The organism is Nitratidesulfovibrio sp. (assembly GCF_040373385.1).
Taxonomy (GTDB): Bacteria; Desulfobacterota; Desulfovibrionia; order Desulfovibrionales; family Desulfovibrionaceae; genus Cupidesulfovibrio.
On the sequence record NZ_JBDXXH010000005.1, the window covers coordinates 53,184 to 67,419 of the forward strand.

At 65.7% G+C, this 14,236-nt stretch carries 8 protein-coding genes; all 8 read right to left on the reverse strand.

Annotation, left to right across the window (positions count from 1 at the left end):
• Nucleotides 1-39: 39 nt before the first annotated feature.
• A complete protein-coding gene (locus ABWO17_RS10565; RefSeq protein WP_353118320.1) occupies nucleotides 40-2,226 on the reverse strand; it encodes a FapA family protein in 2,187 nt (728 codons plus the stop codon).
• Between the two features lie 307 nt (nucleotides 2,227-2,533).
• Nucleotides 2,534-4,348, reverse strand: a complete 1,815-nt coding sequence (locus ABWO17_RS10570; RefSeq protein ID WP_353118322.1) for a methyl-accepting chemotaxis protein — start codon at nucleotides 4,346-4,348, stop codon at nucleotides 2,534-2,536.
• Nucleotides 4,349-4,582: 234 nt separating this feature from the next.
• Complete coding sequence (ldhH, locus tag ABWO17_RS10575; protein ID WP_353118324.1) at nucleotides 4,583-6,733, reverse strand: L-lactate dehydrogenase (quinone) large subunit LdhH; 2,151 nt, start codon at nucleotides 6,731-6,733, stop codon at nucleotides 4,583-4,585.
• A 3-nt stretch (nucleotides 6,734-6,736) separates the two neighbouring features.
• Nucleotides 6,737-7,366, reverse strand: coding sequence for a LutC/YkgG family protein (locus ABWO17_RS10580; RefSeq protein ID WP_353118325.1), 630 nt, complete (start codon nucleotides 7,364-7,366; stop codon nucleotides 6,737-6,739).
• Nucleotides 7,367-7,379: 13 nt separating this feature from the next.
• Nucleotides 7,380-8,441 (reverse strand): phosphotransacetylase family protein, encoded by a 1,062-nt coding sequence (locus ABWO17_RS10585; protein WP_353118327.1) that lies wholly within the window; start codon nucleotides 8,439-8,441, stop codon nucleotides 7,380-7,382.
• Nucleotides 8,442-8,795: 354 nt separating this feature from the next.
• Nucleotides 8,796-10,010, reverse strand: a complete 1,215-nt coding sequence (locus ABWO17_RS10590) for an acetate kinase (RefSeq protein ID WP_353118329.1) — start codon at nucleotides 10,008-10,010, stop codon at nucleotides 8,796-8,798.
• A gap of 450 nt (nucleotides 10,011-10,460) precedes the next feature.
• Complete coding sequence (gene pta / locus ABWO17_RS10595; RefSeq protein WP_353118331.1) at nucleotides 10,461-12,575, reverse strand: phosphate acetyltransferase; 2,115 nt, start codon at nucleotides 12,573-12,575, stop codon at nucleotides 10,461-10,463.
• Nucleotides 12,576-12,941: 366 nt separating this feature from the next.
• Nucleotides 12,942-14,234 (reverse strand): (Fe-S)-binding protein, encoded by a 1,293-nt coding sequence (locus ABWO17_RS10600; protein ID WP_353118333.1) that lies wholly within the window; start codon nucleotides 14,232-14,234, stop codon nucleotides 12,942-12,944.
• Nucleotides 14,235-14,236: the final 2 nt, after the last annotated feature.

The following is a 14,236-nucleotide window of genomic DNA, read 5'->3' on the forward strand; positions in this document are numbered from 1 at the left end:
AAAAATGCCGGAACGGTATGCGGCGCGGCTGGCTGGTGGTCACGCGGACGGGGCGGTGTCCGTTGCGCCGTCATTGGGGACATCTGCCGCGCGGGGCGCGGGCTGCGGCGGGAACAGCCGTTCGGTGGGTGTTGTGGGGGCTGCCTCAACCGCCACCCGGTGCGCGGCGGCCCGCCAGACGTATTGCACCCCGGTATCGGCAGGGATGGCGTCGTGCCCGCGCCCGCCAAACAGCACCCGCACCCCGCCGTGGGTGCGGCGGCGGATGATGATGGGGCTGGCCGCCATGTCCGCGTGGTAGCGCTTGCGGTCCAAGGCGATCTGGCTTCCCATCTCCTTCTGGCGGGTATCCAGTTGGTTGCGCATGCGTATCAGCGCCTCCACCAGGGTGCGGTCTTCTTCCGGGGTTTGCAGCAGCACGGCCATGTCCGGGCCGGGGGGCAGTTCCGCCGATATGCGCGCCATGCGGTCGGCCAGGGTGTCGCGTTCGCGCAGCAGGGCGTTGAGCTGTGTTGTGTCCGGCTGCACCATCAGCCGGGTGGGCACCTCTGCCACCGAACCTGCCTCGCCGATGTCGATGCCCCCGCCTACGCGGATGACGCTGCCGATGACCACGCCGCGCCCCGGTGCCAGAAAGCGGCCGCCCGCCGTGATGCGCGAACCCGTCACCCCTGAGGGGATGACCACGTCGCCGCCCGCCGTTACCAGTGCAAAGGCGGCGTGCGCGGCCACCACGTTGCCGCCCGCCTCGATGCCCGCTTCCACCACGGTAGGAGCACCGGACGCTGCGTCCGGAGGCAGGCCCGGATGTTGGCCCGGATGTGCACCGGAAGCAGCCCCGGAACGCTGGTCCGCCGCCGTGGATGCGGCTGCGGGTGCCGATCTGAGCGGGCTGGCCGGGCTGGCCGTGGTAACCGCACCCGAGCGTATGCCCGGCGGGAGCACGGTGTTCGTCTGGCTGGCAGGCCCGGTTGCGTCAGCCGCATCGGTCACGCTGCCCACGGCCTCGCGTCCGGCCCGGCCCATGACGATGCCGCCGCGCACCATCAGGTTGCCGCCACAGCGCACGCGGGCGTTTTCCACCGCTTCCTCCACCAGGACGTGGTGGCGTACGGTCAGCGTCACGCCGCTGCGCACCGAACCCCGCACGCAGGCCGAGCCGTCGGGCACGGAGATGTCGCCCGTGGCCAGGTCCACGTCGCCGTCGATGATCCGCAGGGGGGATACGGCCACCTCGCCGCGCGCCACGTCCACCAGCCCCGGCGTGGAAGCCACGAACAGCACGCAGCCGTCGTCCTCGTCCAGTGCCCGGACGCCGGGACCGGGGGTGAGGCGCAACGGAGCGCCGGGGCGCTGGGCCACATGCGCGCCGAATACGTCCACGCCTGGGGCGCCGGGGGTGGGCGGAAACAGCCGGGCCACCTTGTCGCCGGGGGCCACGGTGAAGTGCGGCCAGCGGTCGGAGCACGCCACCCGTCCCTCGTCCTGTGCCAGCACGCAGGTGGCGTCGGTGATGGCCAGAAATTCCAGTCGGCCGTCGCGGCCATGCTCCGGGGGGGTCCCCCGGGCCAGCAGCACCCCGGTGCGCGGACCAAGCCGGGCGGCATCGCGCAGGGCGGTCTGCAGCGCGGCGACATCCAGGGGCGGAGCGTTTGGCCCGGCGCCGACGCCAAGGCGCGTGGCCGCCGCCAGGTAGGCGTCCGGGTCAAGGGGGCGGTTGCGGTGGTCGGTGGCGTGCACGTCGGCCAGCACGGACAGTCTGTCGAGACTCACGGTCACCAGCGGGCGCAGGGTAAGGGTGTGCGGCGTGCCAGCGGATATGGGCGGGGTGGAGGTGCCCGTTGGTTCAGCGGGGTCGGGAGGGGCGGTGGGGGCAGGGACTGCCGCCGGGGTGCCGGGTGCTGCCGCCGCAGCGGGGCGCTCCATGCGCTCCAGCACCCCCAGTTCGCGGGCCATGAGTTCGCCGGTGACCAGGTCGATGCCCAGGGGCGCCCGGGTGTCGCCAAGCGGGGGAAAGGCCGTGCCGTCCAGCACCCGGCCCACGGATTCGCCGTGGCGCACCGGCCGGGTGGGGTCGCCGTAGGGTTGCAGCAGCCCGGCAAGATCGGCTGGCTGCACGGGATGCCCCGGAAGAGACGGATTCCCCGAAAGGGCCGGGCCTGCTGGCATGGGCGTGGCGGCGGGGGAAGTGATGGGCTGTTCCGGCCGGGGGGGGCTGTCGGGCATGGGGACTCCGATGATTGCTCCGGTGCCTGTGCGAGATGTGCCATGGGTGCGCCGGTCAGGGACGAATGGCGCGGTCCGGGGGCACCTCCGGTGATGCACGTCCGGGGCTGCACTTCCGGTGATGCATGTCTGGTGATGCATGTCTGGAACAGCATAGCATCTCCGATGGCGCGTTGTCAGTCCCCAGGGCGGTGATGCGTGCGCCTTTCGCCAACGGAAGCCCGCTGTGCCCCGCAACGGAAACGGGCCGGAAGGCATACCTTCCGGCCCGTGGCGTTTGCTTGGGGCGTGGCGCGTGCGGTGTCCCTTACGCGGTTTCCTTCTTCATGCCCTCGATCAGGCGGCGTAGTTCGGCGGCCTGGTCGGCCAGGTTGCGCAGGTCGGTGTTGGTGGCGTTGACCAGCGTGCCGTTTTCGCGGGCAATGCGGTCGATTTCCTCCACCGAGCGGGTAATCTCTTCACTGGCGGCGGACTGTTCCTCGGCTGCCGTGGCGATGGCCTGCACCTGCCCGGCGGCGTCGTGGGCCATGGTCACGATTTCCTGCAACAGCTCGCCCGAACTGCCGGAAAGGCGCGCCGCGCCGTCAATGGCGTTGACCGCGTCGTCCATGCCCGTCACGTTGGTGCGGGCCAGGTCCTGGATGGCCTTGATGGAATCGCCCACTTCCTTGGTGGCACCCATGGTCTTTTCGGCCAGCTTGCGCACCTCGTCGGCCACCACGGCAAAGCCGCGCCCGGCGTCACCGGCCCGCGCCGCCTCGATGGCCGCGTTCAGCGCCAGCAGGTTGGTCTGGTCGGCGATGTCGTTGATCACGTTCATCACGTGGCCGATGGCCTCGGACTGCTGCCCCAGGCGGTGCATGTTGTCCTTGAGGTTGCTGGCCAGGTTCTTCAGGTCCTGCATGGCCTTCACGGTCTGGCCCACCATGCCCGAGCCTTCGTCGGCCTTGGTGCGCGAGGCCTCGGTCTGGTCGGCGGCGCGGCCCGCGTTGCGCGCCACTTCCAGCACCGTGGCGTTCATTTCTTCCATGGCCGTGGCCGTCTCGTTGATGCGGGCCATCTGGGTGTCGGTGCCCCGGCTGATCTCTTCGGACCGGCGCGAGATGTCTTCCGCCGCGTGGTCGATGGCGCGTACCACGCCTTCCAGCCGTCCGGCGGCGGTAAGAATGCCTTCCTTGGTGGCCACGGCGGCCTTGGCCATGGCTTCTTCGGCCTGCTGGGCGGAGGCGCGTGCGGCGTCGGCCTGGCGGCCTGCCTCGCGCTGCTTTTCGGTGATGTCGGCAATGTTGTTCTTGAGCGTGGCGACCATGGTGTTCAGCGCGGCCTGAAGGGCCGAAACCTCGTCGCGGCCCTTGGCCTCGATGCGTATCTCAAGGTTGCCGTCGGCCACGGCCTGGGCTGCCGCCGTGGCTTCACGCAATGGCCGCACGATGGACGCGATGAGCATGATACACACCGGTATGACGACCAGAAGCAGGATCGCCGCCATGACCGAAAGCTGCCAGGTCAGGGCCTTGCTGGCGAGGCCTTCGAGCGTGTTGTTGATGGCGGCCTTGGCCTCGTCGATGTTGTCGATGTACACCCCGGTGCCGATCCAGAATTTGGTGCCGGGAATCATTTCGGCATAGGCCAGCTTGGGCTGGTCGCCCTTGCCCGGCTTGGGGAAAATGTACTCGACGAACCCCCCGCCAGACGTGGCGCGCTGGGCCAACTCGCGCACGAAGTAAACCCCGTTCTTGTCCTTGTTCTCGGACAGGTCCTTGCCGTGCACGCTCTTGTTGGGGGGCAGGGCCACGTTGGTGGTGCCCTGGTAGACGAAAAAGTATCCGGACTGGTCCTTTTCGAAGCGGATGGTATCGATGGCCTTGCGCACCGTCTCGATGCGCGCGGCATCGTCCGGTACATCGGCCAGCAACTGGCCCAGGGCCAGGGCCACGGAGTGGGTGGCCACCTGCAACTTGGCCTTTTCCTCTTCCAGCATCACCTGTTGGGTCTCGGTGACGCCGTGGTCCTTTACCGTATCGATGGTGGCCACGAAGGCCCCCACCACGCCGGTGACAAACAGCACCATGAAGACGAGCAGCGTGATGACGCGCGCGCCGATGGAGAAATTCCTGAACATGCGATCCCCCTTGAGTGTTCGCACGAGTCGCCTGCCTTCGGTGTGCCTGCCGCGGGCCAGCTCCCGGATACTGGTTTGAGGTAACACTATACGCTGATATCTTTTTTGCAAAGGCCGTTAGCGGTTATTAGTGGAATGCCCGCATCCCTCTGCGGTGTTTCCGGAACGCAAGGGGGCCGTCCCCGCAAATGCGGAAACGGCCCCCCTTATGTCACCTATCGGCTGAAGTCACGCTTACTTGAGGTTTTCCGCCAGAAGTTCGGCGATGTGGCCGACCTTCATGCGGCTGCCGCGCTTTTCGGCGCCGCCGCGAATCTGCATGATGCAGCCGGGGCAGTCGGCCACCATGCGGGTGGCGCCGGTGGCTTCGGCGTTGTTCAGCTTCTTGTCCAGCAGTTCCTTGGACAGTTCCGGGAACTTCATGGAGAAGGTGCCGCCAAAGCCGCAGCACACCGCTTCTTCCTGGGCCGGGCAGTATTCCGAGCCGGAAGACGCGATGAGCGCGCGGGGCTGCTCCACCACGCCAAGGCCACGGCACAGGTGGCACGAGGAGTGGTAGGCCACCTTCTCGCCCTTGCCCTTGAAGTCGTCGGCGGTCATGCCGAGCACGTCATGGACGAAGGAGCTGAAGTCGATGATCTTGGAGGCGAACAGCTTCACCTTGCCCGTCATGTCCGCCTGACCCGCGAGGATGTTGGGGTAGCCTTCCTTCAGGTGCGAGGCGCACGAGGCGCACAGGGTGACGATGTAGTCGTACTTGGCCGCGTCGAACGCCATGACGTTCTGGCGCGCCACGTCGATGGTGGCCTGACGTTCGGCCATCATCTGCACGGGCAGGCCGCAGCAGCTCTGGTCCATGGGGAAGTCCATCTCCACCCCGCGCGAGGCCAGCACCTTGACGGCGGCCTTCATCTGCTCGGGGTAGACGAAGTCCTGCACGCAACCGGAGAACAGGGCCACGCGCAGCTTGGCGCCCGACACGCGCGGACGGATGGTTTCCCATTCGTCGCGGAAGGCCTTTTCCGCAATGGCGGGCAGCGCGCGGAACCCGTGGTCCTTCATGAATATCTGCGGCAGATGGCGCAGATACGGGGTGCCGCCGGTAACCGGCTTCTGGGCGTACTTGCCGAAGCGCAGCAGGGTGTGGAACAGCTTGCGGTTCTTCAGCACCTTGCCGAGCAGGGTGGCTTCCACGGGTGCGCCGTCCTCTTCGCTGAGGCGGGCGCGGATTTCCTTGATCAGGCGGGGCAGGTCGATGCCACCCGCGCAGATGCTCTTGCACGATTCGCAGTTGATGCAGTTCTGCACCAGGTTGCGGGCCTTGTCCTTGCCATGGAAGAAGTAGGTGAGGATGAGGCCGATGGCGCCGATGTAGATGTGGCCCATCTTGTGGCCGCCCACCAGGCGGTACACCGGGCACACGTTGGCGCACGCGCCGCAGCGCACGCAGCGCATCACCTGCGAGAACAGCGGGTCCTGGGCCAGGGCGCGGCGGCCGTTGTCCAGGAACACGATGTGCATTTCCTTCTTCTCGTCGGCGGCAGCCTTGCACTCGTTGGCACCGGTGATCCAGGTGACGTACGAGGTGATGGCCTGGCCGGTGGCGTTGCGGGGCAGCACGCGCAGCGACTTCAGGGCATCGTTCAGGCTGGGGGTCAGCTTGTCCAGGCCGCACAGGGCCACGTGCACGCGGGGCAGGGTGGTGACGAGGCGCGCGTTGCCCTCGTTGGTGACCAGGCCGATGGTGCCCGATTCGGCAATGGCGAAGTTGGCGCCCGAAATGCCCATGTCGGCGGTGGCGAAGTGCTGGCGCAGTTCGCGGCGGGCCACCTTCACCAGGCGCTGGATGTCCACTTCCTGCTTCTGCTTGGTCACCTCGGAAAAGAGGTCGGCCACCTGATAGCGCGAAAGGTGGATGGCGGGCATGACCATGTGGGTCGGCCCTTCGTGGCGCAACTGGATGATCCATTCGCCAAGGTCGGTCTCGATCACTTCAAGGCCGTCGTCCTCCAAGCGGTGGTTGAGCAGCGTTTCTTCCGCCGTCATGGACTTGGACTTGACGATCTTCTTGCAGTTCGACGCCTTGGCGATGCGCGCGATGATCTCGTTGGCCTCGGTGGCGTCTTTGGCCATGTGCACCTTGACGCCGCGCTTTTCGGCCTCTGCCTTGAACTGGGCGTACAGGGCGTCCATGTTCTTGGCGGCGGCGTCCTTGGCGTCGGCCACTTCGGCGATCATGGCCTTTTCGTCAAGCCCGCGGAAGGCGTTGGCGCGGCTGACGGGGTAGGCCGTGGCGAACTTGTCCATGGCCTCGCGCAGAAACTCGTTGTCGAGGGATTCGCGCAGTTCCTTGCGGTATTCTTTCAGGGTCTTGGCGGTTTGCATCGACTAGTCCTCCAGCATCAGGATGTGCAGTTCCAGCGGGCCGTGCACGCCGATGGCCAGCACCCGCTCGATGTCGGCGGTACGGCTGGGCCCGGTGATGAACGCGGTGTAACGCGGCGTGCCGGTGTTGATCAGCGCGTTGACTTCCTGCTCGCCCTCGAAGGCCGTGGCCCTGATGCGCGATTTGGGCAGGATGGCCATGTGGATTTCGCTGATCATGGAGGACAGGCGCAGTTCCTCGCTGGTGGAGTCGATGACGCAGGTGCCGGTTTCGGCGATGGCAAGGTCGGCGTGGGCCACGCCGATGTCGATGCCCGCAAGGTGGCCGCGCAGGCCCTCGCGGATGCACTTCACGCCGCGTTCGGCGCACAGGGCCGAAAAGGCGGCGTATTCTTCTTCGGAAAGGTTGGGTGCGGCCACCACCTTTTCCTGCTTGGTTTCGCACAGGGCCTCGGCCTTGTCCGAAAGCTTTTCCTCGCAGCCGGAAACCAGCAGCTGGCAGGCTTCCTTCTTGTCACAGACGTCGAGGGCGTAGGCGAAGGCCTCTTTCAGGTCCTTCAGTTCCACCACGGTGGCGCCGACCGCCTCGGCTTTCTCACGCATGAGCCGGGCAAGGTCATTGGTAGCACTCATCAGTACTCTCCCTTTACTGAATGCCAAGTTGCGCCGTCAGCCGCGCAAGGTCCAGCGCATGCGCCACGAGGTCGGCCCCGCGGCGTATCTTGACCAGTTCGCGCAGCTTCTGGCTGTTCAGGATCTCCTCCATCTTCCGGGCCACGGTGTACGTGTCCTCGCGGACCACGACCACCGGAACCCCCAGCGCCTCTGACCGGGCGCGTATGATCTCATCGGGGGGGATGTTTCCGGTCAGGACCAGGCAAGGGCACTGCCCCTCCAGTGCGACAAGTTGCAGGTCCGTCCGGTCTCCTCCCACGATGGTTGCGCAGTTGGCGTGCCGCCGAAAGTGCGCCATGAAGTTCTCCACCTGCATGGTGCCGATGAGGAACCCATCCACGATGCGGCTGGCCCGCGCCGTGCCCGAGACCATGCGACCGCCCAGGCGGTGCGCCAGCTCCGACACCTTGATGGCGTTGAGGAGCGGGTCGTTGGGCACGATGCCGAGCACGGGCACGCCCCGTTCCGCCAGGAACGGGACAAGCACCTCTTCGGCGTCGCGCAGGTAGCTTTCGGGCACGTCGTTGCACAGGACGCCCGCAAGGGCGTCTCCCAGCAGTTCCTTTGCGTACAGGATGGCATCGTAGTCGATGCCGTGGGCATACCGTTCCACCAGCAGCACCTTGAGGTCGAGACGCCGGACGACCGAAGGGCCGTCCACGCCGCGTGCCTTGCCGGTGGTCAGGAACGCTCCGGCGCCGCCCACCAGCATGGTGTCGTGCCCGCGCGAAAGCGCCCCGTAGGCAGAGGCCACGCGCTCAAGCGCGTTGCCCCCCGACAGGGCTGCCGCCCGGATGTTGCCGGGCATGGTCACGGGGGTGAGCACCTCGGGCGGGGCGGAAAGCCCCAGCACCTCCTGCACCAGCAGGGCGTCCTCGTCGCCGGTCTGTTCGTCCACGGTCCGGGGCAACGTTCCCAGGGGCTTCATGAAGCCCACGTTGCGTCCGGTTTGCCGTAGCGCAAGACCAAGCGCCATGCAGACAAGGTTCTTGCCTGCCCGAGCCGCCGTAGATCCGATGTAGATGCCCACCATGTCCGTATGTCCGTTGTACGCAAGGCCTTGGGGTGGTCCGGGGGAACCTTGGGCCGTGGCCGCCAGCGGCCCCCGGGGACTCCGGGCATGGCCCGGAGAAACCCCGCCGCACGGTCCGGAAACCGATCCGGGCGGCGGGGAATATGGCGTCTGACAAGGGCCTGTTGTCGCCATGAGGATTTTTGTTCTCTGCCAAGGAAGAATCGCTTTTTATGGAGGGCGTGCCGCAGCCGTTAGGTGAGCGGAGCGAACCTTACGGATGAGGACCGCAGAGCGTACTCTTGTGGTATTCAACCGGAATAAAAAGCTGTTCTGACGAAGGCAGAGGGCAAAAGGCCCATGGCGGCGGCAGGCCTAGTTCTTGCCGTTCAGCACGGCAACAGTGGTCTGGGCGATTTCCAGTTCCTCGTTGGTGGGCACCACCAGCACGGGCACGCGCTGGCCGGGCTTGCCGATGTGGCGCGCCTGGCCCGAACGCTTGGCGTTGACCGCCTCGTCGATGTCGATGCCCAGGATGTCCATGTCCTTGCACACGGCAGCGCGCAGGAAGTCGTCGTTCTCGCCGATGCCGGCGGTGAACACGATGGCGTCCAGCTTGCCCACCACCACGGCGAACGAGCCGATGTACTTGCGGATGCGGTAGACGAACATCTGGAAGGCCAGTTCGGCCATCTCGTCGCCCTTTTCACGGGCGGCGTGGATGTCGCGCATGTCGTTCATGCCGCACACGCCCTTCAGGCCGCTCTGCTTGTTCATCACGGTGTCGATTTCGGCGCCGGACCAGCCCTTCTTTTCCATCAGGAAGGGGACCAGGGCGGGGTCGATGTCGCCGCAGCGGGTGCCCATCATCAGGCCTTCCAGCGGGGTGATGCCCATGGTGGTGTCTACGCAACGGCCGTTCTTCACGGCGGCCATGGAGCACCCGTTGCCGAGGTGGCAGGTGATGATGTTCAGTTCGTCCAGGGGCTTGCCCAGGAATTCTGCGGTCTTCTTGGTGATGTAGCGGTGCGAGGTGCCGTGGAAGCCGTAGCGGCGGATGCGCAGCGTCTTGTACAGGTCGTAGGGCAGCGGGTAAAGATACGCCTTCTTGGGCATGGTCTGGTGGAACTCGGTGTCGAACACGCCCACGGAAGGCGCGTGCGGGAAGAGTTCTTCCGCCACTTCGATGCCCGCAAGGTTGGCGGGGTTGTGCAGCGGGCCCAGCGGAATGTAGTCGCGGATGATGCCCTTGGCCCATTCGTCGATCTTGACGGACTGCTTGATTTCTTCGCCGCCAAGCAGCACGCGGTGACCCACGGCGTAGATTTCGCTCTTGTCGGCGATGACGCCCTTCTCGGCATCGGTGATCAGGTCCACGACTTTCTTCATGCCTTCGACATGATTGGCGAACGCCTGTTCGAGGACGATCTTTTCCTCGGCGTCGGTGTCGGGCTTGATCTTGTGGGTCAGTTTGCCCATGCCTTCGCCGATGCGCTCGACAAGACCGGAACACAGGGACTTCTCGGTGGTCATGTCGATGAGCTGGTACTTGATGGACGAGCTGCCGGAGTTGATGACGAGTACGTTCATGCGGGTCTTTTCCTTTCGGGGTGTGGCCCTCCGGGGCGTGTGGGCGACCCGGAGGGGCGGGTGCCGGGGGGAGTGTGGGCTGGCCCCCGGCTGTGGTTGCAAGTGTCCGGGGCTATTCCCAGATTGTCCTTTCGCCCGTTGGCTGACCGACCCGAAGGGCGCGGTGCGTGCCCGTTGGGCGAGCTTGCGAGCCTTACGGGCATCGAGCGCAGAGCGGTCAAACTTCGCCTTCCATTGCTTTGCTGTCCTTATCCGTAAGACTCGCGCTACGCGCTCGCCAAACGGCTAAGGCTCGGTCAAATACGAGAAGAGTACGCTCTGCGGTCGCCATCCGTAATGCTCGAAGACTCGCATAACGGCTGCCGCACTCCCTCATGGCAGGCTCGTTTTCCTTGCCAACGAACGAAAATCCTAATCTGGAAACAGCCCCAGGAAGATAGGGCTGTCAGCCTAGATAAGGCCCTTCTCGGCCTGCGCCTGAATGGCGGTGATGGCCACGGTGTTCACGATGTCGGGCACCGTGCAGCCACGCGACAGGTCGTTGACGGGCTTGTTCAGGCCCTGCAGCACCGGGCCGATGGCCACGGCCCCGGCGGCGCGCTGCACGGCCTTGTAGGTGTTGTTGCCGGTGTTCAGGTCGGGGAAGATGAACACCGTGGCCTGACCGGCCACCTGGCTGCCGGGAAGCTTGGTGCGCGCGACATCCATGTCGATGGCGGCGTCGTACTGCAACGGGCCTTCCAGCAGCAGTTCCGGCGCGCGTTCCTTGGCGATGCGGGTGGCCTCGATGACCTTTTCCACGTCCGCGCCCTTGCCGGACGAGCCGGTGGAGTACGACAGCATGGCCACGCGCGGCTCGATGCCGAAGATGCGCGCGGTGTGGGCCGAGTTGATGGCGATTTCGGCCAGCTGTTCCGCCGTGGGGTTGGGGTTCACCGCGCAGTCGCCGAAGGCCAGCACGCGGTCCTTCAGGCACATCAGGAACACGCTGGACACGATGGAGAAGCCGGGCTTGGTCTTGATGAACTCGAACGCCGGGCGGATGGTGTGCGCCGTGGTGTTGATGGAGCCGGAAACCATGCCCTCCGCGTCGCCCTTGTGCACCATCATGGTGCCGAAGTAGGTGACGTCGTTCATGGTGTCGCGGGCGCGTTCGATGCTGACGCCCTTGTGCTTGCGCAGTTCGAAGTAGGCCTGGGCGTATTCCTCGAACTTGGGCGACAGGTTGGGCTGGATGATCTGCACGCCGTCCAGGGCGATGCCCAGTTCGCTGACCTTGGAGCCCACCTTGTCGGCGTCGCCCAGCAGGATGATGTCGGCAACCTCGCGCCGGGCCAGGATGTCGGCGGCGCGCAGGATGCGTTCCTCCACCCCTTCGGGCAGCACGATGCGCATGCGGTTCTGCTTGGCGCGCTCGATCAGGTTGAACTCGAACATCATGGGGGTGATGCGGCTGGACTTGCGGTTGATCAGGCGGCGGCCCAGTTCCTGGCTGTCCACGCAACGCTCGAACAGGCCGAGGGCGGTGTTGATCTTGCGCTCGTTGTCCGGCTCGATCTTGCCGTACAGCTCGTTCAGGGTCTGGATGGTCTTGTAGGTGTGGTCCTTTACCGACAGGATGGGAATGGGCACCCCGGTCCAGCCTTCGATGAGGCGGTGCACGTTGGGCGCGGGCTGGATGCCGCCGGTCAGCAGCATGCCCGAAATGTCGGGATAGGCGCCGGAAAGGCGGGTGGCGAGGCCGGTGAGGATGATGTCCGAACGATCACCGGGGGTGATCACGAGGCAACCGGGGGTGACGTAGTCGAGGAAATTGCCGATCTGCATGGCGGCGATGACGTAGTCGTCCACCAGGGTATCCATGCGGCCATGGCCGTACAGCACCTGGGCGTTCAGCCACTTCTTCACGTCGCCCATGGTGGGCTTGCCCAGGGTGGGTTCCTCGGGCACCACGTACACGGCCAGGGGGTTGGAGCAGTTGACCTTGCACTCCAGGCTGCTGATGACCACGTCGCGTTCGGCGTCGGTGACCGAGGCGCGGTTGATCACCGCGGCCACGATGTCCAGCCCCTTTTCGTCCAGCAGGTCGATGGTCAGCTGGGTGGAGGCGACGATTTCGTGGGCGGTCTTCTGCTGGCCATTGGCCACCACCATCACGGGGCAGCCGAGGTTGGCGGCGATGTCGGCGTTCAGGTCGAATTCGAAGGCGGCATCCTTGCCCAGAAAGTCGGTGCCCTCGCAGAGCACGAAGTCGTAGCTGTCTTCCAGCTGCTTGTACTTCTTCAGGATGTTTTCAAGCAGCGTGGCGTGCTGACCGTTGTTGATCAGCTCCCGGGCGTCCTGCAGCGAGTACGCGTAGGTGTCGGCCACGGGGATGTCGAGGTTGAAGTGGGTCAGGATGAGGTTGGTGTCGTGGTCCACCGCATCCGTGACGGGCCTGTTGATGATGGGGCGGAAGAAGGCGACCTTGCGGATGTCGCGCAGCAATAGCTGCATCATGCCGAGCACCACGGCGGACTTGCCGCTCTTCGATTCCGTCGCGGTGATGTACAGATTGTTGGCCATGCATATCTCCTTGGTGCCCCGCACCCGGGTGGGGTGCGGCACTGGGCGGGCGCGGCGAGGCGTCCATGGATCGTACATCGGCGGCACGGCCGCCGGTGTTTCCGGGCCTGGCCCGGTGAGCCAAACGGCCCGCGGAACATTCCGCGGGTCCGAAATCCCCTGACGGGGGGCCGCCGTTCGGCCCCCCGCCGGGGAATGATACCAGAGCGCGGCGCGGCATGCGCGCCCGATCATCAAGTATATAATCCGTGGGCACGGCCAGGCCGCGCCCGCTCGCCATCCTGTCTGACCTGCGGCGCGGCGTGCGCGCCCGATCATCAAGTATATAATCCGGGGCACGGCCAGGCCGCGCCCCGGATGTCCGTTCTACCGCAGCGAATCCGCGTACAGTTCGATGGAGTGCTTCACCGCCACCTTGGCCCCATGCTGCGAGAGCATGTCGGTCATTTGCAGCATGCAGGCGGGGCAGCCGGTGGACACCACCTGGGCACCGGTGGCCAGGATGTTGTCGCGCTTGCGCTCGCCGATTTGCTTGGACAGTTCGTAGTGGTACAGGTTGAAGCTGCCGCCCGAACCGCAGCAGCGGTCGCATTCGGCCATTTCCACCAGTTCGTACTTGGGGTTCATGCCGATGAGGGCGCGCGGCTGCGAGGTGACGCCGAGCGACTTCTTCATGTGGCAGGAATCGTGGAAGGTCACCTTCACGCCGCCCTTGGCCGGGGCCTCGGGCGAAACGCCCAGCACGTCCACCACGAACTGGTTCACGTCCATGACCTTGTCGTGCAGGGCGCGAATCTGGTCGCGCATGGGGGCCGGGTAGTCCTCCATGAGCTTGGGCCAGATTTCCTTGATGGTGGCGGTGCAGGTGGCGCACGGGGTCACCAGGTAGTCGAAGCCGCCCTTGGAGAACAGGTCGAGGTTGATCTTGACCAGTTTGTCGTAGGCCACGCGGTCGCCCGACGAGATGGCGGGGATGCCGCAGCAGGCCTGGCCTTCGGGCATGTACACGCCAACGCCGTGGTATTCGAACACCTTCAGGCAGGCTTCGGCCACGCTGACGAACATCTTGTCGCCAAGGCAGCCCGGGAAGAAGGCGACGCGCTTGCCGCTCTTGCCCGCCGGGGTGTCCAGCGCCTTCACCTTGCTGTGCAGCGACTGCGTGGCAAGGCCCACGAAGTGACGGTCGCCGATGATGGGCGACAGCACCTTGGAGCACGAGGAGCCGAGCAGGTCGTCCACCTTGCTGGTGAAGATGCCCTGGAACTTCGAGCCGATGTCGAGCAGGGCGTTGAACAGGGCGGGCTTGGTCAGCATGCCGCGCAGGATGGCCTTCTTGACCGGCGAGAGGCCCATGTAGGTGTTCACGATGACACGGGCACGCAGGAAGATGTCCATGACCTTCACGCCCGACGGGCAGTTGGCCCCGCACGAGCCGCACAGCAGACACTTGTTCAGCTTTTCCTGAACACCGGCCGCGTCGTGGATCATTTCCTTGGCAAGGTTTTCGAGCAGCGCGATCTTGCCGCGCGTAACGTCCGCCTCTTTCATGGTCTCGGCAAACACGGGGCAGACGGCCTGGCACATGCCGCACTTCATGCAGCCGACCATCTGGTCGTCCAGCTCGTGCAGCAGCTTGGCGAGTTTGGTAAGGTCTGCCATGG